General features: G+C 67.1%; 20 protein-coding genes. 14 read left to right on the top strand and 6 right to left on the bottom strand.

Features of this window, described 5'->3' with window-relative positions; translation table 11 throughout:
* Positions 1-13 precede the first annotated feature (13 nt).
* From lipA to gnd, 5 genes are all read left to right on the top strand, one after another.
* Positions 14-1,024: a lipoyl synthase gene (lipA, locus tag ACZLIF_RS17590; protein WP_065175161.1), complete on the top strand. Its 1,011-nt coding sequence runs from the start codon at positions 14-16 to the stop codon at positions 1,022-1,024.
* A 269-nt stretch (positions 1,025-1,293) separates the two neighbouring features.
* On the top strand, positions 1,294-3,471 hold the full coding sequence (locus ACZLIF_RS17585) for a carboxy terminal-processing peptidase (RefSeq protein WP_053519630.1): 2,178 nt from the start codon (positions 1,294-1,296) through the stop codon (positions 3,469-3,471).
* A 235-nt stretch (positions 3,472-3,706) separates the two neighbouring features.
* Complete coding sequence (locus tag ACZLIF_RS17580) at positions 3,707-4,309, top strand: DUF2242 domain-containing protein (RefSeq protein ID WP_053519316.1); 603 nt, start codon at positions 3,707-3,709, stop codon at positions 4,307-4,309.
* Positions 4,310-4,326: 17 nt separating this feature from the next.
* The gene (locus ACZLIF_RS17575) at positions 4,327-5,565 is read left to right on the top strand and encodes a hypothetical protein (RefSeq protein ID WP_128990021.1); all 1,239 of its coding nucleotides are present in this window, start codon (positions 4,327-4,329) and stop codon (positions 5,563-5,565) included.
* Positions 5,566-5,575: 10 nt separating this feature from the next.
* The gene (gnd, locus tag ACZLIF_RS17570; RefSeq protein ID WP_053519312.1) at positions 5,576-6,481 is read left to right on the top strand and encodes a phosphogluconate dehydrogenase (NAD(+)-dependent, decarboxylating); all 906 of its coding nucleotides are present in this window, start codon (positions 5,576-5,578) and stop codon (positions 6,479-6,481) included.
* Positions 6,482-6,537: 56 nt separating this feature from the next.
* On the opposite strand, the gene ACZLIF_RS17565 is transcribed toward gnd, so the two are convergent.
* On the bottom strand, positions 6,538-7,581 hold the full coding sequence (locus ACZLIF_RS17565; protein WP_128989995.1) for an oxidoreductase: 1,044 nt from the start codon (positions 7,579-7,581) through the stop codon (positions 6,538-6,540).
* A 172-nt stretch (positions 7,582-7,753) separates the two neighbouring features.
* On the opposite strand from ACZLIF_RS17565, the gene ACZLIF_RS17560 reads away from it, so the two are divergent.
* From ACZLIF_RS17560 to ACZLIF_RS17545, 4 genes are all read left to right on the top strand, one after another.
* On the top strand, positions 7,754-8,140 hold the full coding sequence (locus tag ACZLIF_RS17560; protein WP_128989997.1) for a BON domain-containing protein: 387 nt from the start codon (positions 7,754-7,756) through the stop codon (positions 8,138-8,140).
* A 208-nt stretch (positions 8,141-8,348) separates the two neighbouring features.
* On the top strand, positions 8,349-10,166 hold the full coding sequence (locus ACZLIF_RS17555; protein WP_128989999.1) for a sensor histidine kinase: 1,818 nt from the start codon (positions 8,349-8,351) through the stop codon (positions 10,164-10,166).
* Complete coding sequence (locus tag ACZLIF_RS17550; RefSeq protein WP_053519303.1) at positions 10,163-10,603, top strand: response regulator; 441 nt, start codon at positions 10,163-10,165, stop codon at positions 10,601-10,603. The genes ACZLIF_RS17555 and ACZLIF_RS17550 overlap by 4 nt, the downstream gene beginning before the upstream one ends.
* Positions 10,604-10,607: 4 nt before the next feature.
* A complete protein-coding gene (locus ACZLIF_RS17545; RefSeq protein WP_074899805.1) occupies positions 10,608-12,119 on the top strand; it encodes an ATP-binding response regulator in 1,512 nt (503 codons plus the stop codon).
* Between the two features lie 32 nt (positions 12,120-12,151).
* Here ACZLIF_RS17545 and ACZLIF_RS17540 read toward each other — a convergent pair whose 3' ends face one another.
* Positions 12,152-12,901, bottom strand: coding sequence for a proteasome-type protease (locus ACZLIF_RS17540; RefSeq protein WP_128990001.1), 750 nt, complete (start codon positions 12,899-12,901; stop codon positions 12,152-12,154).
* Positions 12,902-12,991: 90 nt separating this feature from the next.
* On the opposite strand from ACZLIF_RS17540, the gene folK reads away from it, so the two are divergent.
* Positions 12,992-13,579, top strand: a complete 588-nt coding sequence (folK, locus tag ACZLIF_RS17535; RefSeq protein ID WP_478462147.1) for a 2-amino-4-hydroxy-6-hydroxymethyldihydropteridine diphosphokinase — start codon at positions 12,992-12,994, stop codon at positions 13,577-13,579.
* Here folK and ACZLIF_RS17530 read toward each other — a convergent pair.
* On the bottom strand, positions 13,533-14,270 hold the full coding sequence (locus ACZLIF_RS17530) for a pteridine reductase (protein ID WP_053519294.1): 738 nt from the start codon (positions 14,268-14,270) through the stop codon (positions 13,533-13,535). The genes folK and ACZLIF_RS17530 overlap by 47 nt on opposite strands.
* 59 nt (positions 14,271-14,329) lie before the next feature.
* Here ACZLIF_RS17530 and ACZLIF_RS17525 point away from each other — a divergent pair, with 59 nt between their 5' ends.
* Together ACZLIF_RS17525 and ACZLIF_RS17520 are read left to right on the top strand one after the other, a co-directional pair.
* The gene (locus tag ACZLIF_RS17525) at positions 14,330-15,514 is read left to right on the top strand and encodes a class I SAM-dependent methyltransferase (RefSeq protein WP_128990003.1); all 1,185 of its coding nucleotides are present in this window, start codon (positions 14,330-14,332) and stop codon (positions 15,512-15,514) included.
* Positions 15,515-15,528: 14 nt separating this feature from the next.
* A complete protein-coding gene (locus ACZLIF_RS17520) occupies positions 15,529-15,903 on the top strand; it encodes a VanZ family protein (protein ID WP_128990005.1) in 375 nt (124 codons plus the stop codon).
* A gap of 56 nt (positions 15,904-15,959) precedes the next feature.
* On the opposite strand, the gene ACZLIF_RS17515 is transcribed toward ACZLIF_RS17520, so the two are convergent.
* The 3 genes from ACZLIF_RS17515 to ACZLIF_RS17505 form a co-directional block, all read right to left on the bottom strand.
* On the bottom strand, positions 15,960-18,317 hold the full coding sequence (locus tag ACZLIF_RS17515; protein ID WP_128990007.1) for a family 20 glycosylhydrolase: 2,358 nt from the start codon (positions 18,315-18,317) through the stop codon (positions 15,960-15,962).
* Between the two features lie 111 nt (positions 18,318-18,428).
* Positions 18,429-21,089 (bottom strand): TonB-dependent receptor, encoded by a 2,661-nt coding sequence (locus tag ACZLIF_RS17510; RefSeq protein ID WP_053519286.1) that lies wholly within the window; start codon positions 21,087-21,089, stop codon positions 18,429-18,431.
* Positions 21,090-21,232: 143 nt separating this feature from the next.
* Positions 21,233-22,249 carry a glucokinase family protein gene (locus ACZLIF_RS17505; protein ID WP_478462146.1) on the bottom strand — a complete coding sequence of 339 codons (1,017 nt, stop codon included), beginning with the start codon at positions 22,247-22,249 and terminating at the stop codon, positions 21,233-21,235.
* Between the two features lie 375 nt (positions 22,250-22,624).
* On the opposite strand from ACZLIF_RS17505, the gene ACZLIF_RS17500 reads away from it, so the two are divergent.
* Both ACZLIF_RS17500 and ACZLIF_RS17495 read left to right on the top strand, forming a co-directional pair.
* Entirely contained in the window at positions 22,625-23,911 is a 1,287-nt protein-coding gene (locus ACZLIF_RS17500) for a sugar MFS transporter (RefSeq protein ID WP_065181756.1), read from the top strand.
* Positions 23,912-23,950: 39 nt separating this feature from the next.
* Positions 23,951-25,018 (top strand): LacI family DNA-binding transcriptional regulator, encoded by a 1,068-nt coding sequence (locus ACZLIF_RS17495; RefSeq protein WP_065181755.1) that lies wholly within the window; start codon positions 23,951-23,953, stop codon positions 25,016-25,018.
* Position 25,019: the final 1 nt, after the last annotated feature.

The following is a 25,019-nucleotide window of genomic DNA, read 5'->3' as shown; positions in this document are numbered from 1 at the left end:
CCCCGGAACTGCCATGACTGAAACCACTGCCCGCACCATTCCCCTGCAGATCGTGCAGGGCGACATTCCGACCGCCGCACCGTTGCAGGCCGGCGTCAAGCAGCTGGGCGGGGACAAGATCAACCGTTCGCCGGTTCAGTTCGCCGATGCACCGGTGCTGCGCAAGCCCTCCTGGATCCGCGTGCGCATTCCCTCGGGCAATGCGGTCCAGAACCTGAAGGCCAAGCTGCGCGAGAACCGCCTGGTGACGGTCTGCGAGGAAGCCAGCTGCCCGAACATCCATGAGTGCTTCGGCCACGGTACGGCGACCTTCATGATCCTGGGCGAGGTCTGCACCCGCCGCTGCTCGTTCTGCGACGTCGCCCACGGCCGGCCCAAGCCGCCGGATGCCAACGAGCCGGCCAGCCTCGGCCAGACGGTGGCCGACATGGGCCTGAAGTATGTGGTGGTGACCAGTGTCGACCGCGATGACCTGCGCGACGGCGGTGCCCAGCACTTCGTCGACTGCATCACCGCCATCCGTGAGAAGTCGCCGGGTACCCGCATCGAAGTGCTGACCCCGGACTTCCGCGGCAAGGGCCGCATGGAGCGCGCGCTGGACATCCTCGCGCAGAACCCGCCGGACGTGTTCAACCACAACATCGAGACCGTGCCGGACCTGTACCGCAACGTGCGCCCGGGCGCGGACTACCAGTGGTCGCTGACGCTGCTGAAGAACTTCAAGGCCCAGCACCCGCAGGTGCCGACCAAGAGCGGCATCATGCTGGGTCTGGGCGAGGACTTCGAGCAGATCAAGGCGACGATGCGTGACCTGCGTGCCCACGACGTGGACATGATCACCATCGGCCAGTACCTGCAGCCGACCGCGCACCACCACCCGGTGCTGAAGTACTGGACGCCCGAGGATTACAAGGCGCTGGAAGACTACGGGTATGAGCTGGGCTTCAGCCACGTCGCCTCCGGCCCCATGGTGCGCTCTTCGTACCACGCCGACGTGCAGGCCAAGGGCGCCGGCGTTTCCTGACCGGTAGCGCCGGGCCATGCCCGGCGGTTCTTTCCCTCTGCGCTCGCCGGGCATGGCCCGGCGCTACCGATGGGCGTGCCTACCACCGTGGTGGGCGCGGACCGTTGGTCCGCACGCCTTCGCCTGCATTCACAATTTGCTACACCGGCCCCGCTAGGCTGGTTTTCCACCGAATGCGGGCGGGTGACAAACCCGGCAACTTTCGGCACTGTCGTGATGTCTGAACACCACGCAGTCTCCCCCTTGGCAAGGCGCCTTCGAGCACGTTCATGAAATTCAAAGCCCCCGCATTCCTGATGGCCCTGGCGCTGGTAGCGCCGCTGGCGCTGTCGGCCAAGGCCGATTCGCCGGCGCTGCCGGCTGCGGCGACCGCCGATCAGGTGACCACCTCCAAGCTGGTATATGGCCTGTTGTCCGACAGCCGGTACGCCTACCGTCCGCGTGCGCTCGATGAAGCCACCTCCAAGGATGTGTTCAAGCGTTACCTGGAGACCCTGGACGGCGGCAAGCAGTACTTCACCCAGGCCGATGTGGCGCGCTTCGCACCCTTCGAGGCGAACATCGCCAATGCCATCCGTGGCGGTGAACTCGAGCCGGCCTTCCAGGTCTTCGCGGTGTACAAGCAGCGCGTAGGCGAGCGCGTGGCCTACGCACGCAAGCTGCTCAGGCAGGAGCCGGACTTCACCACCGACGAGCGCTTTGAGTACGACCGCAAGAAGGTGCCGTGGGCGGCCAGCAATGCCGAGCTGGATGAACTGTGGCGCAAGTCGGTCAAGAATGACTGGCTGCGCCTGAAGCTGGCCGGCAAGAAGCCGGACGACATCCGCAAGACACTCGACAAGCGCTACGCGACGCTGGAGAAGTCGGTCAACGAGCTGAAGGGCGAGGATGTCTTCCAGTTCTTCCTCAACGCCTACACCAGTGCGGTCGATCCGCACACCGACTACTTCACTCCGCGTACCGCCGAGAACTTCAACCAGGCGATGTCGCTGTCGCTGGAAGGCATCGGTGCGCAGCTGCAGCGCCAGGACGACATGGTGGTGATCCGCGAGATCATCGCTGGCGGACCGGCCTCCGTGGATGGCACCCTGAAGCCGGGTGACCGCATCGTCGGCGTCGGTCAGGGCAAGTCGGGCGTGGTCGAGGATGTGATCGGCTGGCGCATCGACGATGTCGTGGCCAAGATCCGCGGTGCCAAGGATACCCAGGTCAAGCTGGAGTTCATCCCGGCCGAGGAGGGCGCCGATGGCAAGCATCACACCCTGGTCCTGACCCGGCAGAAGGTGCGCCTGGCCGAGCAGGCCGCCAAGGGTGAAACCATGACCATTCCGGCCGCCAACGGCGAGCCGGCACGGAAGATCGGCGTGATCAAGCTGCCGACCTTCTACCAGGACTTCGAGGGCCGTCGCCGCAATGCCGCCGATTACGCGTCGGCCACGCGCGATGTGGCCAAGCTGCTGGCGGGCTTCAAGAACGACAAGCTCGACGGCGTGGTGCTGGACCTGCGCAACAACGGTGGTGGCTCGCTGGACGAGGCGATCGAACTGACCGGGCTGTTCATCGAACAGGGCCCCGTGGTGCAGGTGCGTGAATCGGGCGGCCGCATCACCGTCAACAGCGACCGCAATCAGGGCGTGGCGTGGGACGGCCCGCTGGCCGTGCTGGTCAACCGTGGTTCGGCCTCGGCGTCGGAAATCTTCGCCGGTGCCATCCAGGACTACGGCCGCGGCCTGGTGATCGGCGAGACCACCTTCGGCAAGGGCACCGTGCAGAACATCGTCGACCTTGATCGCTGGCCGAGCGGCGAAACGCAGCGCTTCGGCCAGGTCAAGCTGACCATCGCCCAGTTCTTCCGCATCAGCGGCAGCAGCACCCAGCACAAGGGCGTGGTGCCGGACCTGGCGTTCCCGGCCAGCGTCGATGCCACCGAGTTCGGCGAAAGCACCTACGACAATGCCCTGCCGTGGACCCGCATCGCCGCGGTGCCGCATACGCAGTACGGCAACTTCGCGCCGCTGCTGCCGAAGCTGGAAACCCGCCACGAGGCACGCATCGCCACCGACAAGGAATTCGTGTGGTGGAACGAGGATGTCGAGCAGTTCCGTGCCGAAGCGGCGAAGAAGTATGTCTCGCTCAATGAAGCGACGCGTCGTGCCGAGCGGGAACGCCAGGACACCCAGCGCAAGGAGCGCCAGATCATGCGCAAGGAGCTGGGCCTGGCCCTGGATCCGCTGGCCGATGACAGCAGCGATGACGGCCTGACCGGCAACGAGCGCGATATCGTCAAGGATGCCGCCCGTGAGAAGGCCGCCGAGAAGCGACCGGACCCGCTGCTGCGTGAATCCGCTGCGATCCTGGCCGATGCGGTGAATCTGCTGGCCAATGATCGCCCGCTGTCGGCGCAGGTGCTGCCGCAGTCCACCGGGGCCGGTCGCTGGGCCGACTGAGCCACGCGTGACATGAAGTACCCCACGGGGCCGGCAATGCCGGCCCCGTCTGCGTTCACGGGTAGCGCCGGGCCATGCCCGGCGAGCGCAGCCGTTGGCGGCAGCTGTCGGGCCATGCCCCGGGGCTGCCGGTGCATGAACCGGGAGCAACAGCGCGTGCCGCCAGCGGTGCTGTCGACCTGCCGCACACGGGGGCGGGACTACCCTGGCAGCGACCTTTCTCGCAGGAGTTCCCATGCGGGTCTCCCCTCTGTGCAGCGTTGCCGTCGGTATTGCCAGTGCCCTGATCCTGTCGGCCTGCGGTGGCCGCGCCGCCGACAGCACCGTGCTGCGCGAGTCCTTCGATTCCGGTGACACCTTCTCCCGGACGGTCGACAGCCGCCCGGCCGATGCCTGTGAAGCGGCGCGACGGGCCCTGCTCAGCCAGGGCTATGCGATCGCCCGCGTCGATGACGCGCAGGTGGAGGGGAGCAAGAACTTCCAGCCACGCGAGGACGATCACGAGCAACTGGTACTCCGCATCTCCTGCGCGCCGCGTGGCAGCCAGTCGCTGGTGTTCGTCAGCGCGGTGCAGGACCGGTATGCGTTGAAGAAGAGCCCGACCTCGGCCAGCGTGGGCGTGGGCGCGCTGGGTTCGGTATCGCTGCCGTTCGGCAGCAATGACGATTCCCTGGTGAAGGTCGCCAGCAGCACCATCACCGATGCCGACTTCTACCGCCGGTTCTTCCAGCGCCTGCAGCAGTACCTGCCGGCCGCCCCCGGTGAGGCGCCGCCGGTTCCGGAACGGCTGCCCGCTCCCCCCGTATCGGAGCCGGCGGCGGCGACGGATCAGGGTTGAGCGTGCGGCGTGGGCTGATGGTCATGGCCCTGCTGCTGGCTTCGCCGGCAGGCAGCGCGGCGGCGGCCGCGGACTGCACGCAGGGCCTGCTGCAGCGGCTGGGCTGGCGGTTTGAAGTGGCTGCGGTCAGTGCGCCGCAGATCCAGGGTGGCCCGGTGTGCACCCGGGCATCGCTGGCCGAGGCGCAGGCCGCGGGTGATCTGCGTGTGCGATGGCCGCAGACGCTGGACGGGGCGCAGCGCGAGGCGCTGCTGCAGCAGCTGCTGGAGGATCCTGCCACGGTCTGTGCCTATGCCTTCGAACTGGGCGCGGCGACCCGGCGGGCCGCCACGTCGCTGCAGGGCAATCCGCAGTTCCGCTTCTCCGGCGCACAGCTGGGCTGGATCGGCTTCGGGATGCAGGGCGCACGGGCGCAGGGGTGGCAACGCGTGCGCAGCTTCGGCCGCGGCTACGTTCCCGTGGATGGCAACAGCCGCGCGCTGCAGGCTTTCTATGGCGGTGCGGTGCGTGCCGAATGCGGTGTCGGCCGCCAGGTCGCGCAGCTGGCAACGCAGCGTGAGCTGTATGGCGATGCTGCGTTCGACGCGGAGTTCACCGCAGGCGAACTGTCGATCGGCACCTTCATCGCGCTGCACGGCACCGACAGTGTCCTGCTCGGTGCGCATGCGGGCGACTTCCTGGCCGACGGCAAGGCCGTGCGCACCTCGGCGAGGGGACGTCAGGCCTTCGCGGGCCTGCCGGGCTTCATCGAACACGTGTACGACAAGAGCACGCTGGACGATCTGAGCAACCAGGCCGAGAACTTCGTCGTGGTCGACGTCGGGCCGGATGCAGCACAGGCGCTTGCCCGCCACGGAGGCCTGGCCTGGTACGACCAGCGCAACGCCGAGCTGTGGCAACTGGCGCAGGGGCTGCCGCGGGTGGGGCGGCGCTATTTCGAGCGGCTCCTGTTCGAACGCGACCCCGGACTGCGGGCGCGCCTTCCAGCGCGCTACCACGCCCGCCTGGCACGCATGGACCAGGTGCTGGACGATCCGTTCTACCAGCAGTTCGTGATCTACGTGCATCCGCGAGGTATACGTCCCATCGGCTACCACATCGCCCGGCTGCTCGACCGCAATCCACGAACGCCGTTTTCGATCGACCTGGCGGTGCACAATCTGCATACCACGCTCTACCGGCGTTGGCGCGAGGCGCAGCTGCGCCACTGTGCGTCAACCGGCAGGCCAGGCAGCCTGACCCTAGACCCCAACTGAAGGTGAAACAATGGATATTGCAATGATCGGCCTTGGCCGCATGGGCGCCAACATGGCCCAGCGCCTGCATCGCGGCGGCCACCGCGTGGTCGGCTACGACCCGGGCGAAGGCGCCCGCCAGCGCGCCGCGGAGGCCGGCATAGAAGTGGTCGATTCGCTCGCCGCCGCAGTTGCCGCGCTGCCGGTGCCGCGCGTGCTGTGGTTGATGGTGCCGGCGGGCGAAACGGTCGACCAGACGCTCGGCCAGCTGACCCCGCACCTGGCCGAGGGTGACATCGTCATCGACGGCGGAAACTCCAATTACCAGGACTCGATCCGCCGCGCCAAGGCGCTGGCCGAGGACGACCTGGGCTATGTCGACTGCGGCACCAGCGGCGGCATCTGGGGCCTGCAGGAGGGCTACAGCCTGATGGTCGGCGGTGAGGCGAAGGTGGTGGAGCAGGTTGCGCCGCTGCTGCGCACACTGGCGCCGGCGGAGGATCGGGGCTGGGCACGTGTCGGTCCTCCCGGTGCGGGCCATTTCACCAAGATGGTCCACAACGGCATCGAGTACGGAATGATGCAGGCCTACGCCGAAGGCTTCGCACTGATGGAACGCAAGCAGGACATGGAGCTGGACCTGGCGCAGGTTGCCGAGGTCTGGCGCCATGGCAGCGTGGTGCGTTCGTGGTTGCTGGACCTGAGTGCCGAGGCGCTCAAGCGCAATCCGTCGCTGGATGGCATCGCCCCCTACGTGGAGGATTCCGGTGAAGGCCGCTGGACCGTGGCCGAAGCGATCGCGCTGGATGTGCCGGCGCCGGTGATCACGCTCTCGCTGCTGGAACGCCTGCGGTCGCGCGAGTCGAATTCGTTCACTGACCGCCTGCTGGCGGCGATGCGCAACGAGTTCGGTGGGCACGCGATCAAGAAGTCGTAAGCGCCAGGACCGGAGCCCTTCGGCGCTGCCGTGGGGTTCCGGGCCGCGGACCGCGATCAGTTCAGTGCGATGCGCCGGGCCTCGTAAGCGCTGTCCCTGCCAGCCTGCAGCAAGCGCATTACCTGCAGCGCCTGCAATGGGCTGACCGTGGGTTCACCGTCACCCTGCATCGCCGCAGCGAACTGGGCATACAGGCGGCGATAGTCGCCCGGCAGGTTGTCGACCGTGCTGCGTTGCACGTTGTCCTCGGCATCGCAGTACACCCGCTCGCCGTGACGCGGGTCGATGCCCCAGCCCGGCGCGCCCGGCGCAACGCCGCGGCGCAGCTGTGCTTCCTGTACGTCCAGGCCCTGCTTGATCCAGCTGGCGCGGCTGCCGTGCACAGCGAACCGGGGCGTCGGTGCCGCCACCAGCGAACCGGCATGAAGGATCGCGCGGTGCCTCGGGTAATGCAGCACCGCATGGAAGTAATCGATGCCACTGCCGCCTTCGCGCTGCACCGCCAGGTCTGCGTCGATCGCCTGCGGCCAGCCGAACAGCACCAGCATCTGATCCAGCAGATGCGGTGCAAGGTCATACCACAGGCCACTGCCAGGCCCCTCCTGCTCCCGCCAGCGCTCGCGCACGTGCGGGCGGTAGCGATCAAAATGCGCATGGCATTCGGCGACTTCGCCGAGCGCACCTTCGGCCAGCAAGGCCTGCAGCGTCAGGAAATCGGCGTCGAAACGGCGATTCTGGAACACCGTGACGATGCGGTCTGCATCGCGCGCCGCCGCCAGCACGGCTTCGGCTTCGGCCACGTCCAGTGCGAAGGGTTTGTCCACCAGCACATGCTTGCCTGCGGCCAGCGCTGCCATCGCCAATGGTGCGTGCTGGTCATTCGGCGTGGCAATCACCACCGCGTCCACCGCCGGATCGTCGAATACGTCCTGCGGTGCCGCGCGCACGTGTACATCGCTGAACGTGCGCAGCAGCAGGTCGCGCTGCGAACTGACCACGCTGTGCAGGGTCAGTCCCGGGGTGTGCTGGATCAGCGGCGCGTGGAAAACGCGGCCGGCAAGGCCGTACCCGATCAGGGCCAGTTGCAGGTCAGGGCGCATGGCAGTGCTCCGCGCAGATCAGGCATGCAGGGTAAACGACAGGGGCCAGGATCCAAAGCTGAACGGTTGCGTTGAAAACCGGCTCGATTCACGGCGGCATGACCGCAGCGCCACGTCTGCTGCACGGCGCAGCGGCCACACTGGCTCCACATTCCGCAGGAGGTAACACACGATGAACAACCCGACCCGTACGCTGATTGCTTCGGCCCTCACCCTGGGCCTGGCGCTGTCCTCCTCGGCTGCATTCGCCAAGGATCCGGCAGCCAAGAGTCCGCCCGCCACCGACCATTCGGCGATGACCCACGCTGATCGCCACGACTCCAACGAGCCGGTGACCGACACCTGGATCACCACCAAAGTAAAGGCCGACCTGCTGGCCAGCAGCAATGTGCCGGGCACCGAGGTCAAGGTGGAAACCGTGAATGGCGTCGTCAGCCTCAGCGGCACGGTGGCGACCCAGGCCGAGCATGACAAGGCCATCACCACGGCCAAGGGCATCAAGGGCGTCACCCGCGTTGATGCCAGCGCGCTGAAGGTCAGCGCGGCGGCCAAGCGCTGATTCCGGGCGCCGCCCCGCCGGGGCGCCGCAGTACAGCTGCATGACGGTGGAGCCGGGCCAGTCCCGGCTCCACCCATGATGTTTTCTGGACCGTTCAGCTGCCGGGGCCGGACATTCCAGAGGTGTGACCGCCTGCGCTATATTGCCGGTTCCGCCGCAGCTGGGCCTCTCCGGGCCCATCCCTCTGCGGCCGTGCTGATGAGGAACTATGGCGCTGGTGTTCAGTGACGACATCTGGGATCGCTGGCGATTGCCGGCCCTGGCGCTGGCCGCCGCCGCGATCATCGTCGTGCCGTGGTTGACCCAGCGCAAGCTTCAGCGTGAGAACGAAGAAGCGATGGCCTGGGTGACGCATACCCAGGCGGTTGGCGTGGCGCTGCAACAGTTGCAGGCCGATGTGCGCGATGTCGAGTCGGCGGCGTTGACGCTGTCCAAGGGCGTGGACGCGCCCGGCCTGCGCGAGCGCATGGCCAAGGCCAACGAGATTCCCGGCCGACTCGCAGAGCTGGGCCGGATGACACGCGATAATCCTGAGCAGCTGATCCGCATCGGTCGCATCGAGTCCATGCTGGAAGGGCGGCTGGCGGTGGCGCGCGCGCTGGCCAAGGCCGAACCGAACAGTGACCAGCGCACGCTGGTACAGGACCTGAGTACCCGTTACCCGATCCGCAGCCTGGTTGAAGAGCTGCAGAACAGCGAGCGGGCGCTGCTGGCCGAGCGGGCCGAACAGGCTGCTCGGCAGCGCAGGCAGACCGAATTCGTCTCGTGGAGCTCGCTGGTGGTACAGCTGGCGCTGCTCGGCCTGGTGCTCTGGCTGCTGCAGCGGCAGATCGGTCGACGCCTGCAGGCCGAGCGGCAGTCGCTGCGCTCGGCCGCGCGCGCCGCGTCAGTACTGCAGACCGTGCGCGAGCCGATCGTGCTGCTCGACCGCGAGCTGCGCGTGCAGCTGCACAATCCGGCCTTTGCCGAGTTGTACGGCCTGCAGGACGAACGTGCCGATGGCCTGCTGCTGGATGACGTCGGCGACGGCGCCTGGCGGGATACCGTCGTGCGCCAGCGCCTGATCGATGTGCTGCTGCGCGGGCGCGAGCTGTGGGACTTCGAGCACGAACAGCGCACCTCCGAGGGCGTGGTGCGCTACATGCTGCTCAACGCCCGGCGCATGCCGCTGCCGGATACCGACGATGAAGTGGTGCTGCTGACCGTCAGCGATGTCACCGTGCAGCGCGCCGTGCAGTCGCGTGTGGAGGAACTGAACCGCCAGCTGGAAGGCAAGGTGGCGCAGGTCTCGGAGGTCAATCGCGAGCTGGAAGCATTCAGCTACTCGGTGTCGCATGACCTGCGCGCGCCGCTGCGCCACGTTGCCGGCTTCTCCGACAAGCTGTCGCGCCATCTGGGCGAGAGCGCCGACGAGAAGAGCCTGCATTACCTTGGGGTGATCTCCAGCTCGGCGCGGCGCATGGCGACACTGATCGACGATCTGCTGGTCTACTCGCGGCTGGGACGCGCAGCGATGCGCCAGCAGACAGTGGACATGCAGTCGCTGGTGTCCGATACCCGTGCGATGCTCGATTCCAACCTGCAGGCCGAGGCTGAAAGCAGTGGCCAGGTCCATCACGTCGAATGGAACATCGCACCGCTGCCGATCGTGGTGGCCGATGAGAACATGATGCGCCAGGTGTGGCTGAACCTGCTCGGCAACGCGGTCAAGTATTCCAGCAACCGCGAACCGGCGAAGATCCGCGTGGACTACCAGCCGCAGCCCGATGGCGGCCATCAGTTCACGGTCAGCGACAATGGCGCAGGCTTTGACATGGCCTATGCCGGAAAGCTGTTCGGCGTGTTCCAGCGCCTGCACAAGGCCAGTGATTACCCCGGTACCGGCATCGGCCTGGCCAGCGTACGCCGCGTGCTGACCCGTCATGGAGGCCGGGTCTGGGCCGAAGCCGAGCCGGACGCCGGCGCAACCTTCCACTTCTACCTGCCTCCCGCGCTCGACGCGGACAAACAAGGTCCCTCCGCATGACGACTCTGCGCACCATCCTTCTTGCCGAAGACAGCCCGGCCGATGCCGAGATGGCGATCGACGCCCTGCAGGAAGCCCGTCTGGCCAATCCCATCGTGCACGTCGAGGACGGCGTGGAGGTCATGGACTACCTGCTGCGGCGCGGTACCTTCGCCAGCCGCGAGGAGGGCCTGCCGGCGGTGCTGCTGCTGGACATCAAGATGCCGCGCATGGACGGCCTGGAAGTGCTGCGGCAGATCCGTGAGCACGAGGAGCTCAAGCGCCTTCCCGTGGTGATCCTGTCGTCCTCGCGCGAAGAGAGCGATCTGGCCCGCAGCTGGGACATGGGCGTGAACGCCTACGTGGTCAAGCCGGTGGACGTGGACCAGTTCTTCGGTGCCGTGCAGACCCTGGGCAAGTTCTGGGCACTGATCAACCAGGCACCGGAACTCGAGTAAGCCCATGCCCCTGACCGGTCCCTCCCTCGGGGCACTGCGCATCCTGCTGGTGGAGGATTCGCCGGAAGACGCCGAGCTGATGTCCGAACAGATGCTGGATGCGGGCCTGGAAGCCCGCTTCGAGCGCGTTGAGAGCGAGGCGGAACTGCGCCAGGCGCTGGCCGCCTTCCAGCCGGATATCGTGCTGTCCGACCTGAGCATGCCCGGTTTCTCCGGCGACGATGCCTTGCGCATCGTGCGCGAGACGGCGCCGGATGTTCCCTTCATCTTCGTCTCGGGCACGATGGGTGAGGAGAATGCAGTGGCGGCGCTGCAGAAGGGCGCCAACGACTACATCATCAAGCACCAGCCGGCGCGCCTGCCGTCGGCGGTGGCCCGTGCGATCCGCGAGGCGCGCAGCGCGGTGGAGCGTTCGCGCGTGGAGACCGAGCTGATGCGCGCGCAACGGCTGGAAAGCCTTTCGCTGCTCGCCGCTGGCCTCAGCCACGACCTGCGCAACATCCTGCAGCCGCTGCTGATCATGCCGGACCTGCTGAAGGCGCGCACCGATGATCCGCAGCTGCACCACCTTGCGGATGTGATCGCCGAGTGCGGCCGCCGCGGTCATGAAATGGCGGAATCGATGTTGTCGTTCGTCCGCGGCTCGCGCAAGCCCAGCGAACGCGTGCAGATCGACGGTCTGTTCGACGCGGTGGCGCTGCTGCTGCGCAGCAACGTGCCCGATGCGGTGCGCCTGCACCTGCAGGTGGAGGATGAGGGCCTGGCGGTCGATGCGAACTACACCGAGCTGCAGCAGGTGCTGTTGAACCTGGCACTCAATGCGATCCAGGCAATGCCCAGCGGCGGCCGCCTGAGCCTGACCGCAAGCCATGCCGGCGAGCGCGACGGTGTGGACTGGATGCGCATCGCCGTGGCCGATGAAGGCATCGGCATGGATGCCGATACGCTCTCGCATCTGTTCAATCCCTTCTTCACCACCAAGGCGGACGGTACCGGCCTGGGCCTGATTTCCTGCAAGCGCATCGTCGAAGGTGCTGGCGGCAGCATCACGGTCACCAGCCAGCCCGGGCAGGGCACCTGTTTCGAGCTGCGCCTGCCGATGCGTGACGCCATCGAGAGCGGCGAGCCGATCGAGCAGCTGGTGGCACTGGGCAGTGGCCAGTCGATCCTGGTGGTCGATGGCGAAGCCACGCGCCTGTCGCTGCTGGGCAACGCGCTGTCCAGCCAGGGATATCAGCTGCAGCTGGCTTCCGATGGACCGGCGGCGTTGCGCTGGATGCAGCAGGAGGCGATGCCGGCGCTGGTGATCGCCGATGCCGGCTCCAAACTGCTGCCGGCCAGCCAGCTGCTGGGCGAAATGGCCGGACTGGGTTACCGGGGGCCGGCGCTGGTGCTGGAAGACGCGTCAGTGGACGTTCCGGCCGATGCGTTCCCTGATGGCATCGAGGTGCATGTGCTGCGCAAGCCGTTGCAGATGCAGCAGGTGTTCCGCGCAGTGGCAGAGGCACTGGGCTGAATTTGCGTCGCCGGGCCATGCCCGGCGGCAGGTCACGCCGGCCGTTCCGGGGTCTCCCACGGGAAGCGTGGCAGGCTGTCCACGGCCTGTTCCAGCCGCCGTGACCAGTTCTGGTGGATGTCCGCGTACAGGGGCGAGTCCGCGCCCAGCCGCAGCTGCTGGGCGATCCGCAGCTCGCCGTCGCGCAGCAATGCCAGATCGATCGGCAGGCCGACCGAGAGGTTGGAACGGATGGTCGAATCCAGCGACACGATCGCCGTGCGCGCGGCGTCCTCAAGGCGCGTGGCCGGGCTGAGGATGCGGTCGAGGATCGGCTTGCCATACTTGGACTCGCCGATCTGCAGGTAGGGGGTCTCCGGCGAGGCGGCGATGGCATTGCCCAGCGGGTAGATCATGTACAGGCCGGGGCGTTCGCCGGCGACCTGGCCGCCGAAGATCAGCGTGGCCTGGGTGTTGACGCCGTCATGGCCGTGCTCGCTGTGGCCGCCGTGCACCTGGCTGTCCACCAGCAGGCGACCGACATAGGCCGCCGCTTCGAACAGATGGGTCATGTCGCGCAGGTTGGGCGTGCGCCGCTCGCCGGCGTCCCGGGCCAGGCGCGAGACCAGCAACTGGGTGGTGGCCAGGTTGCCAGCCGCCATCAACACGTAGGCCGCCTGGCCGGGATACTCGAACACGTGCAGCTTGCGGTGCACGCGCACATCGTCCAGCGAGGCATTGGTCCGGGTGTCGGCGGCGAAGACCAGGCCCTGGTCCACCTCGATTCCAACGCAATAGGTCATGTCGGTGCCCTATCATGTGCGTCCCGGATTGTAGGCAGGCCGCCGTGACGACGGCATGCCCACGCCCCCCAGACCCGTCACCTGAACCGCATGACCACCGTGCTCCTCAGCCTGGGCAGCAACGTCCAGCCCCGCCGCCATCTCCACGCCGCGGTGGCGGCCCTGCGCGAGCGTTTCGGCGCGTTGCAGGTGTCTCCGGCCTACCGCACGGCCGCGGTCGGCTTCGATGGCCCGGCCTTCCTCAACAATGGCGTGCTGATCCAGACCGATCTGCCGCTGCAGGCGCTGGATGATTGGCTGCACGCACTGGAAGACGCCCACGGTCGTGATCGCAGTGGTCCGCGCTTCTCCGACCGTACCCTGGACATCGACGTGGTGTTCTACGGCAACCACATCGTGGAAGGCCCGGGCCATCTGCGCATTCCGCGCCCCGAGCTGAAGCACGCCTTCGTGCTGAAGCCGCTGGCGGACATCGCCCCGGACTTCATCGACCCGGTCAGCGGCCTGGCCCTGGCGGCGCTGTGGCGCGCACATGCGCAGTTTGGCGAGGCATTCGAGGTGGTTGACCTGGAATTAGGGGCGCTGCGCTCGCCCACGTGGATCGGTAGCGCCGGGCCATGCCCGGCGGACTTCAACTCACCGTGCGTCCGCCATCCACGCGCAGGGTGTGTCCGGTGACGAAGCTGGCCTCGGCCACCAGCCAGTACACCGCCTCGGCGATCTCCTCGACCGTGCCGGTGCGTGCCAGCGGCGTGCGCGCCAGCAGGGCCTCGCGGGCGAAATCGTCCTTTCCCTGCTCGGGCCACAGGATCGCACCGGGGGCGACTGCATTGACCCGTACTTTCGGCGCCAGTTCCAGCGCCAGTGACCGGGTGGCCATCTCCAGTGCGGCTTTGGCCATGGTGTAGGCCACATGGTCGCGCATCGGGTCGGTGCCGTGCAGATCGGTCAGATTGACGATGCAGCCCTGCTGGCGGCGCAGGTACGGCGCGGCCGCCTGTGACAGCAGCAGCGGCGCACGCGCATTGACCGCGTACAGTTCATCCATTGCTTCGGCCGTCACTTGGCCAAGCGGGGTGGGGAAGAAGTTGGACGCGTTGTTGACCAGCGCATCGAGGCGGCCGAAGTGGGCCACGGCCTGCTCGACCAGATCGGGCAGGGCGCCGGCATCGCGCAGGTCGGCCTGCAGGGCCAGCACACTGCCCGGACGGACGTTGTCCAGGTCGAAGGCGGCCTGCTGCAGCTCGGCGCTGGACGTGTTGGCATGCAGCACCACCGACCAGCCACAGGCGTGGAACTGGCGTGCGATGGCGGCGCCGATCCGGCGCGCGCTGCCGGTGATCAGGGCCACGGGGGCGGTTTCGCTCATCGAGGGTCCTCCAAGGCTCGGCTATCCTGTGCACCATTGTCACCGCATTCGAAGACGCCATGCAGCCTACCTTCCCTCTGCCCGATGCCGACGCCCTGGCCCACAGCGACCAGCTGGCCGCCGCACTGCGCGCTGAAATCCTCGCCCAGGGGGGCGCGATGCCGTTTTCCCGCTTCATGGAACTGTGCCTGTACGCACCCGGGTGGGGCTATTACAGCGCCGGTTCCAGCAAGTTCGGTGGCGGTGGTGACTTCACCACCGCGCCCGAGCTGGGCGGCCTGTTCGCCGGCAGCGTGGCCAATGCGCTGGCGCCGGTGTTCGCCCAGCTCGGTGCGCAGTCGCGGATGCTGGAACTGGGTGGCGGCACCGGTGCCTTCGCCGAAGCCGTGCTGCTGCGGCTGGCCGAGCTGGATGCGGTGCCTTCGCGTTATGCCATCCTTGAACCCAGTGCCGACCTGCGCCAGCGCCAGCAGCAGCGCCTGCAACAGGCGCTGCCGGCAGAGCTGGCCACGCGCGTGGACTGGATCGAGCGTCCGTTCGAAGAGGACTGGGAAGGTGTGGTGTTCGCCAACGAGGTGATCGACGCACTTCCGACCCCGCGCTTCCTGATCAGGGACGGCGAGGTCTACGAGGAGACCGTGGAACTGGACGCGGAGGGCAACTTCATCCGTGGCGCGCAGCCGGCCGATATTCTGCTCAACGGCGCCGTGCGCCACATCGAACGCTATCTCGAAAGGCCCTTCGCCGACGGATACCGCTCGGAGGTGCTGCCGCAGCTGCCGTACTGGCTGCAGGCAGTGGCTGGCGGCCTGCAACGTGGCGCGATGCTGTTCATCGACTACGGCTACAGCCGCAGCGAGTTCTACCAGCACGATCGCGACGACGGCACGGTGCGCGCCTTCTACCGCCACCACGTGCATAACGACGTGCATCGCTGGCCGGGCCTGCAGGACATCACGGCCTCGGTGGACTTCACCGCGATGGCCGAAGCGGGCCTGCACGGTGGCTTCGAGCTGGCGGGGTACTGCAGCCAGGCCAGCTTCCTGATCGGCAATGGCCTGGACCAGGTGCTGAGCCTGGCCGAGGAGCGTACCGATGAGGTGGGGCGCATCCAGCTGCGCGACCAGGTGAAGAAGCTGACCCTGCCTACCGGCATGGGCGAGCGCTTCCAGGCGATCGGCCTGCAGCGTGGAATCGACTTCGAGCCGGCGTTCGCGCTGGGCGATCTGAGCTGGCGCCTGTGAGCGCGACGGCGCGCATGATCAAGCCGCTGCGGCGGCCGCGGCTATGGACTGCGCTGTGGGTGCTGGCCGTGCTGTTCGTGATCGTGGTCTGCCTGATTCCGCCGCCACCGATTCCCGTGCCGGAGAACGGCGACAAGGTCGAGCATTTCCTGGCGTACTTCATTCTGTCCGGCAGTGGCGTGCAGCTGTTCCGGCAAGGACGTCCGCTGCTGTGGGTCGGGCTGGGCCTGGTGCTGATGGGAATCGGCATCGAGTTCGCACAGGGGGCGCTGACACGCGACCGAATGGCCGACCCGATGGACGCCCTCGCCAACACGGTTGGCGTTCTTGCCGGATTGGGCCTCGCGCTGACCCCGCTGCGCGACCTCCTGCTGCGCTGGCGGGGCTGACACGCCTTCCCTGGTTGAAGTGGAACCGGGCATGGCCCGGCTCCACAGCCTTCCGGTTACTTCTGCAGCGTCACTTCGTCCAGCACCCACATCGCCGGGCGGGTATCACCGGTGAAGTTGATGCACAGGTCGTCGGTGCCATGCGTGCCCTTCGGCAGCGTCGCACGCAGGCTCACGAAGCCATCGGCATCGGGCGTGGCCGGCAGCGGGACTTCGGCCAGCACCTTGCCCGTGCAGCTGCCCCGGCGGATCAGCATCTCGCCGTGCGCACGCCTGGCCTTCTCGAAGCGACGGTTCGGCTCGTCATGCGCCAGCTGGAAGTAGTAGGGGATGCGACCGGCGCGCACCTCCACGCTGCCGATGCCGTCCAGCTGCGCCTGTGGCCAGCGCCAGCAGGGCTGGAAGATGTCCACGTTGAAGACCGCGCGTGCGCCCTCGCGCGGGCCATCGTCTTCCAGGCGCAGCACCAGGCCCTTGTTGCCAACGCAGCTGAGCAGTTCGTCGCTGCGGCGGGCAAGCAGCGATTGCGGAGTGAATGCGGCCACGGTGGGCTCTGCGGCCAGCATCCGGCCCTGGTAGAACGCTGCGGCCTGTACCGTGGCGGGCACCTTCGCGGTCAGCGGCCGCTGGTACAGCGGCGACTGCGCGGTCACCGGCTGGCCATCGGTGCTGTAGCGCACCTCGTAGCCCAGCGGGTTGGCCAGCGACACCGTCACCGTGCCTGCGGCGCGATCATCGTGGTACTCCACGCCCACTTCGAACGGCGTCTGTGCATAGGCCAGTCCCCATGCGCGGTAGCGCTGCAGCTGTGACGGCAGGCGTGCCAGGAAGTCGCGGAAGTCGCGCTTCCCGGGCGGGCTCCAGCCGGTCTCGGCCACCGCCGCCAGGCGCGGGAACAGATTGTGCTGCAGCCGCGCATAGCTGCGGGTGTGCTCGGTGAACATGTTCGCCTGCAGGCCGAGGATGTGTCCGCGCTTGTCGGCGGGCAGTTCGTCCGGCACCGGCTCGAAGCTGTAGAGCTTGCCGAGGTTGACCTGCGTGGGACGGCCCGGCGGTTCATTGGGCGAGGCGGTCTGCAGGTAGTCCAGGTACAGGTAGCCGACCGGCGACATGATCACGTCATGGCCGGCGCTGGCAGCGGCCAGGCCGCCTTCGATACCGCGCCAGGACATCACCGTAGCCTGGGGGGGCAGCCCGCCCTCGAGAATTTCGTCCCAGCCGATCAGGCGCCGGTCGTGTTCCTCCAGGAATGTCTCCAGGCGCTTGATGATGTGGCTCTGCATGGCCATCTCATCCTTGATGCCCAGCTCGCGCATGCGCTGCTGAATCTGCGCGGACGCCTCCCACTGGTCCTTTACGGCCTCGTCGCCGCCCACATGAACGTACTTCGCCGGGAACAGTGCGATCACCTCCTCCAGCACGTTCTCGAGGAAGCTCACGGTGCTGTCTTCCACGTTGAAGAGGTTGGGGAACACGCCCCATTCGCTGATCGGCTTCAGCGGCGTGCTGATCGAGCCCAGCTCCGGATAGGCGGCGATCGCGGCCGTGGCATGGCCCGGCACGTCGATTTCTGGAATCACCTGGATGTGCAGCTTGGCTGCATAGGCAATCACTTCACGGATCTGCTCCTGCGTGTAGAAACCGCAGTACGGGTACTCCTGTCTGGTCACCGGATCGATGCCGCCATCGCCGGCCGGCAGGCGGCAGCTGCCGACCTCGGTCAGCTTCGGGTAGCGCTTGATCTCCATGCGCCAGCCCTGGTCATCGGTCAGGTGCCAATGGAAGGTGTTGAGCTTGTGCGCGGACATCGCATCAAGCACGCGCTTGATCTCGTCCAGGCTCTGGAAATGGCGCGCCGAGTCGAGCATGAAGCCCCGCCAGGGGAAACGCGGCGCATCCTGGATCTGCACGGCCGGCAGCGCGCCCTGGCTGCCGCCGGTGGCCAGCTGGGCCAGCGTGGTGGCGCCGTAGAACAGGCCGGTCTCGTTGCCGGCCTGCACCAGCACGCCCTGCGCGGTGCTGTCCAGCGTGTAGCTCTCGCCGCTGTCGCGGAAGGTGGGAATGATCTGGAAGCGGATGCCGCCGGCCTTGGCCGCAGCCTTGCCGGTAGCCAGCGCCAGTCGCGGGCCGCCGCTGCGCGCCAGCAGGTCGGCGAACTGGGTGGCGACCCGCTGTGCGGCCTCGCCGTCTGCGTACAGCGCGGTCGTGGCGGACACAGTGATGCCACTGCCCTGGCCGGGCTGCACGCTGGCGGGGGCAGGAATCAGCATCAGGCTGTTGGCGCGCAGCTGCGGGCCAGGAGCTTCAGCGGCGGGCACCGGATCGGCGGCGAAGGCCGGCAGGGCCGGCAGCAGGGCAAACAGGCTGCCCAGCAGCAGTGCGCCGTGCATCCTGGCGTGGAAGGGCTTGACCATCGGAACGACTCCTTGAAACGGTGCGATGAACGCTATACATGAAAAACGCCGGGCCCGGAATGACCCAGGCCCGGCGTGCGTGCACGACTCGGCGATGACGCGGCCGATGGATCAGTACTTGAAGCGGAAGTTGAGGTAGTACTGGCGGCCGTTGCTGTAGAACGACGTCGGAATGGCCGCGGTCTGGTAGTACTTGTAGGTCGGGTTGTTGAGGTTCAGCGCATCCAGGCTGATGCTCAGCCAGTCGGTGGCCTTGTAGCTCAACGAGGCCGACAGCGTGCCGAAATCATCCTGGTAGTAAGGGTTGGTGCCCGACAGGCTGATCAGGAACGACGAGCGGTGCGTGTAGCTGACGCGTGCTCCGAATCGCTCGTTCTCGAAATAGGCCCCCACGTTGTAGGTGTTCTTCGAGGTACCCAGCAGGTTGTGCGAACCGTCGGACCAGGTGTGGGCCGTGGTGCCGTTGGCGTAGGTGTAGTTGGCGTTGATGCCGAAGTACTCGCCGATCGGCTGCTCATAGGCCACTTCCACGCCGGTGACCTTGCCGTCGGCATTGATCGGGGTGGAGATCTGGTAGGTCTCGAGCTGGTTGGTCAGTTCGCTGTACAGCTGGCGCGAGACCACGTCGAAGGCGATGTAGTCCTTCATGTCCATGTGGTACGCACCGACCGACAGCAGGCCGCGCGGCATGAAGTACCACTCCAGGTTGGCGTCGAAGTTCGTGGACAGGGTCGGCTTCAGGTTCGGGTTGCCACCGCCGCCGGTCTTGTTCAGGTCCGAACCCCACGACGAAGCGCCCAGGGCCGAATAATCCGGCAGGGTCTGGGTCTGCGACGCGGCCACGCGCAGCACCAGCCTGTCGTCCAGGTCGAACTTGATGTTGGCGCTGGGCAGGACGCGGTTGCGCTTGTTCTGGAAGGCGGTGCGCTCCCACATGCCGAACAGGCTGCTCACATCGGCATCGGCGGCATTGCTGACCGCGTTGTAGGTGTCGATGTCCTGCTTGATGTTGACGTAGCGCAGGCCGACGTTGCCGCTCCACCAGTCGCCGCTGAAGTTGGCCTGCACGTAGCCGGCGAAGTTCTTCTCCTTCACCTTCCACTCGGCACCGTAGTTGTGGCGGCCGGTGGGGCCATCGTTGCCGGCCAGCCAGGTGGAGTTGTTGATGATCGCGTTCTTCAGTGCATCCGGCGTGTAGTACCAGATGTTGCGCGGGAAGGTGCCGCCGACATCACCGGCGAAGCCGCTGGGATAGTTGGCGGTGGCGCTGCCCTGCAGTGCGGACCAGATGTCACCCGGGGTCGCACCTTCCGGCGAGAGCGCTTCGCGTTCGTGGTCGGCGAAGCGCACGCCGAAGTCCACGGAGTTCAGCACGCCGGTGCCGAAATACTGGCTGAAGTCCAGCGTGGCCCAGTCTTCCTTGTCTTCGGCGCGGACCAGCTGGTTGCCCCACGTGCCGAAACTGGTGACGCCGCTGGGGCTGATGTCGCCGCCGATGTTCCAGTCCACCGGCGAACCGGCGCCGTGCGTTGCCCAGCTGGCACCGCCGCCCTGGCCAAGCGTGACTTCAGCAATGAACTGGCGCGGGGTTTCACCGGTGCCCTTGGTGGTACCGGCCTGGAACTTCATGTCCAGGGTGTCGTTGATCTGCCAGTCGGCGTCGAACGTGACGTAGTTGGTCTTGGCCGTGGCTTCACGGTAGATCATGTCGTAGACACCGTAGTTGGTGCCCGGGACGCCCGCGTAGGTGGCATTGCTCAGCACGCCGTCGGTCACGGTGTAGCCCGGGTTCGGCGCCTGCGACTTGGCGAAGTTGCCGCCCCACAGCATGAAATTGCGGTTGTAGTTGTTGGCTTCCAGCTTGGAGGAGAAGCCGCTCAGCGACAGGTTCAGCGTATCGGTCGGCTTGAACTGGATGGTCACCAGCCCGCCCTTGCGTTCGCGGGTCTGTTCGAACAGGGTCGAACCCAGCAGGCCGGGGACGGCCACGCCGATCAGGTCCGGATTGGTGAGGGCCACCGGATCATCGGCGCCGATCCGGGTGAAACCGCCCGGGATTTCCTGCGCCTCGCGGCGGAGCTCGCGCTTCTGGTAGAAGGCCTGCAGCATCACGCCGAAGTTGTTGGCGTCATTCTTGTAGTTGAACAGCGCCGAGTACTGCGGGTCGGTCGACTTGGCCTGGTCCGAACGGACCGCACCCACCGAGGCTTCCGCACTGAAGGGCTTGGCGAACTCCAGCGGCTTGCGGGTGATGATGTTGACGGTACCGGTGGTGCCGCCATCCTGCAGCTTGGCCTGCGAGGACTTGTTCACTTCCACCGAGCTCACCAGCTCGGAGGGCAGCAGCGAGTAGCTGACGCTGCGGCCGACGTTGTTGCCCTGGCTGAGCACGAACCAGTCGGCCGAGCCGACGGTGTGGCCGTTGATCAGGGTCTGGGTCAGGCTCGGGCTGGTGCCACGCAGGCTGACGCGGTCGGCTTCATCGAAGCCGCCTTCGTCGGCGCTGGACGAACTGATGTTGACGCCGGGCAGGCGCTGCAGGGTGTCGGCCACATTGTGCGCCGGCAGCTTGCCGACGTCTTCGGCGGTCACCACTTCCACGCGCGCGTTGGCTTCGCGCTTGGTATCCAGCGACTTCTCCATCGAGCCACGGATGCCGGTGACGGTCACGGTGTCCAGGTCGGTTGCGGTCGGCGCAGCCTGCTGGGCATGTGCGCTGAAAGCGAGGCAGCTGACGATGGCGGCCGAAAGCAGGGTCTTGCGGGTGTTCATGATGTCTCTCCTCATCACTCGATTGGGTGCCGGCGGCGGTGTTCGGTTGCGGTTGCGTTGACGTGCGCGGGGCGGCGGCGATGTCCCGTGCATTGGCGTGCCACGTACTGCGTGCTGCGATTGCGTTGAAGCCTGTTGCGGTGTCAGGCGGCCGACTGCTGCAGGTACCAGCTGGCAGCACCGACCACGCCCAGCTGGCCGTGCTCGACCACCTTCACCGGGATGCGTGCCAGTGCTTCGCCCATCGGCCCCTTCTGCAGGTAGCGCTCGACGAAGGTGCTGGTGCGCAGGTACTCGCGGATCTGCGGCAGGATGCCGCCGGCCAGATAGACGCCCCCATGGGCGCCGTAGAACAGGGCCATGTCGCCGATGGTGCTGCCGAGCAGGCCGCAGAACACATCCAGCGCCTTGCGTGCGTGCGCATCAGTGCCGGCCATCGCCGCGGCGGTGACCGCGTCCGGACTGGCCAGGGTGGGCTGCTGTCCCTGCAGGGCGCACACCGCGCGGTACAGGTTCATCAGGCCGGGGCCGGAGATTGCGTGCTCGATCGACACGTGAGCGCGCTCGCGCTGCATGTGGCGGACGATGGCCATTTCCAGTTCGGTGCTGGCGGCCAGCGTCGGTTGCCCGGCTTCGGTAGCCAGCACGACCGGGCCATGGGCGGTCGGGATCCACAGTGCCGCACCCAGGCCCGTACCCGGACCGACCACCAGGGTCGGTCCGCGCGGGGCGCTTTCCGGCCCACACAGGTGCAGGACGCCGCTGGCGTCGACCTGTGCCGCGGCATAGGCCACCGCTTCGAAGTCGTTGACGATGTGGACATGCTGTACGCCGACGTCGGCCTCGATCTGCCGCGCGGACAGCGGCCAGGGCACGTTGGCAGTGATGACCGTCCCGTCTTCGCGCGCATAACCGGCCGTGGCCACCACGCAATGCGCCGGGCGCGGGCCGTCGCCCAGGAAGTCGGACAGGATCGCACTCAGGCCGGCGTGGTCGGCATTGCGATACTTGCGGTATTCCAGCACCTGCACCGGATGGGCGGCATCGCCGCTGGCCTGGACCCGGGCGACACGCACATGGGTGCCGCCGACGTCGGCGGCCAGGAACGAGGGCGCGAGGCGGGACAGGACATGGGCCGGGGCGGGATGGCTGGCGGTCACGCGGGCTCCTGCTGAAGAGGGGGCCGGATCCGAGGGTGAGGCCGGCTGTTGGGCGGAGTCTGTAACCCCGCTGACAACGATGTCAACGAGTTCGTGACACTTTCGTTGCTGCGGCGCAACGAATGGGGTGTGCGGTAAACGTTTCCATCGCGTGAACAGCGCCTTCACGCCGGAGCCCTTGCTGCACGGGGCTCAACGGCTCCAGCGCATTCAGCACGCGACCGCACGCGGCGGTTGCGCGATGCAGCATGGCCTGCGCTGCCCCGCGGAGGGAAGTTGACAAACCGCCGTTGTCCATCGAAAGAATGTGACAACGTTGTTCCCAGCCACTCTCCGACGCCGCGTTCTGCGACCGTCGCCGCAGGAGCCCTCCTGATGTCCGCCGTCCCCGCTGCAAGCGCGCGCCCGAACGTGGCCACCTCCATCGCCATCGTCGGCGTCCTGTTCTTCCTGATCGGTTTCTTCACCTGGCTCAACGGCCCGCTGATCACCTTCGTCAAGCTGGCCTTCGAGCTCAGCGAGGTCGGCGCCTTCCTGGTGCTGATGGTGTTCTACCTGTCCTATTTCTTCCTGGCCCTGCCGTCGTCGTGGATCCTGCGCCGCACCGGCATGAAGAAGGGCCTCAGCCTGAGCCTGCTGGTGATGGCCGGCGGCGCGGCACTCTTCGGTGAATTCGCGACGCAGCGCTGGTACCCCGGCGCGCTGGGCGGGCTGTTCGTGATCGGCAGCGGCCTGGCCCTGCTGCAGACGGCGATCAATCCCTACATCTCCATCCTCGGCCCGATCGAGACCGCAGCGCGTCGCATCGCGCTGATGGGCATCTGCAACAAGATCGCCGGCATGCTGGCGCCGGTGCTGATCGGCACCCTGGTGCTGCATGGCATCGGTGACCTGGACAAGCAGGTGCAGGCGGCCGACGCGGTCACCAAGGTGGCCCTGCTCAATGAGTTCGCCGCCAAGATCCATGCGCCGTACCTGGCGATGGCCGGCCTGCTGGTGCTGCTGGCCGTCGCCGTACTGTTCTCGCCGCTGCCGGAGATCAAGTCCTCCGAGGCCAACGCCACCCCGATGGCCGCCGGCGCAGCCGAGCGCAGCAGCATCTTCCAGTTCCCGCACCTGTGGCTGGGCGTGCTCTGCCTGTTCGTGTATGTCGGCGTGGAAGTGATGGCCGGTGATGCCATCGGTACCTATGGCCACGGCTTCGACCTGCCGCTGGACCAGACCAAGATGTTCACCTCGTTGACCCTGGCGGCGATGCTGGCTGGCTACGTGGTGGGCCTGCTGCTGATTCCCCGGGTGGTTTCGCAGTCGCGCTACCTGACCGTTTCGGCGGTACTGGGCGTGGTGTTCTGCCTCGGTGCTTGGGCCACCCACGGCTACGTTTCGGTGGCCTTCGTGGCCCTGCTGGGCTTTGCCAACGCAATGATGTGGCCGGCCATCTTCCCGCTGGCGATCCGTGGCCTGGGCCGTTTCACCGAGACCGGCTCGGCGCTGCTGGTGATGGGTATCGCCGGTGGCGCGATCATTCCGCAGTTGTTCGCCGTGCTCAAGCAGCACATCGATTTCCAGCTGGTGTTCGTGCTGCTGATGGTGCCGTGCTACCTGTACATCCTGTTCTACTCGGTCATCGGCCACCGCGCCGGCCTGCCGCAGGAGCGCTGATAGGCGATGATGGACGGCAGCCAACCCCAGGGAAAACCCATGCGCAGAGCGACCATCAAGGACGTCGCGGAGAAGGCCAAGGTCTCTCTGAAGACGGTCTCGCGGGTGATCAACAACGAGCCCTCCGTGATGCAGGCCACCCGCGCACGGGTGCTGCGGGCGATCGCCGAGCTCGACTACGAGCCCGATCCGTCCGCGCGCAACCTGCGCAGCGGGACCACTTTCGTGATCGGGCTGGTCTACGACAACCCCAACCCGTACCACATCATTGGCGTGCAGAACGGCGTGCTGGCCGCGTGCCGGGAGACCGGCTTCGGCCTGCAGATCCATCCCTGCGACTCGAGCTCGCCCCTGTTGGCCGATGAACTGGCCGACTGGGTACAGCGCTCGCGCCTGGCCGGCCTGGTGCTGACCGCACCGATGTCCGAGCGCCGCGATCTGGTGCAGGCGCTGACCGCACGCGGCATCAAGCTGGTGCGCATCATCGCGGCGACCGAGGACCCGGCGGACGGAGCCTGCGTGTTCGTCGACGACCGCGAAGCGGCCTACGAGATCACCGAGCATCTGATCCAGCTGGGCCATCAGCGCATCGGCTTCCTGTGGGGTGGCAGCTCGCACCGCTCTTCCGGCGAACGTTATGCCGGCTACGAAGCGGCGCTGAAGGACTACGGCATGACCGTGGACAAGCATCTGGTGGTGCAGGGCGACTACACCTTCGACGACGGCTTCCGGGGCGCGCGCCGCCTGCTGGCGCTGCGCGAACCGCCCACCGCCATCTTCGGTTCCAACGATGAAATCGCTGCGGGTGTGCTGGCCGCTGCCAAATCGGCGGGAATGAACGTGCCCTACGACCTGTCCATCGCCGGCTTCGAGGACAGCCCGTTCTCGCGCCAGTCCTGGCCGCCGTTGACCACCGCCAAGCAGGCCACCGAGGACATCGCACGCCACGCCGCGCGCCTGCTGATCGCGCAGCTACGCAGCGATGCCTATGACGACGCGCCGGCACCGCTGCACAACCAGGGCTTCGTGCCGCAGCTGATCGTGCGCGGATCGACCGCGCCGATGCGTCCCGCCGGCGCCCGCCCACTCCCTTCCGATCCTGCCTGAG

Source organism: Stenotrophomonas sp. 2201_Sma, from assembly GCF_056486685.1.
This window is presented reverse-complemented; position numbering and strand designations above follow the sequence as displayed.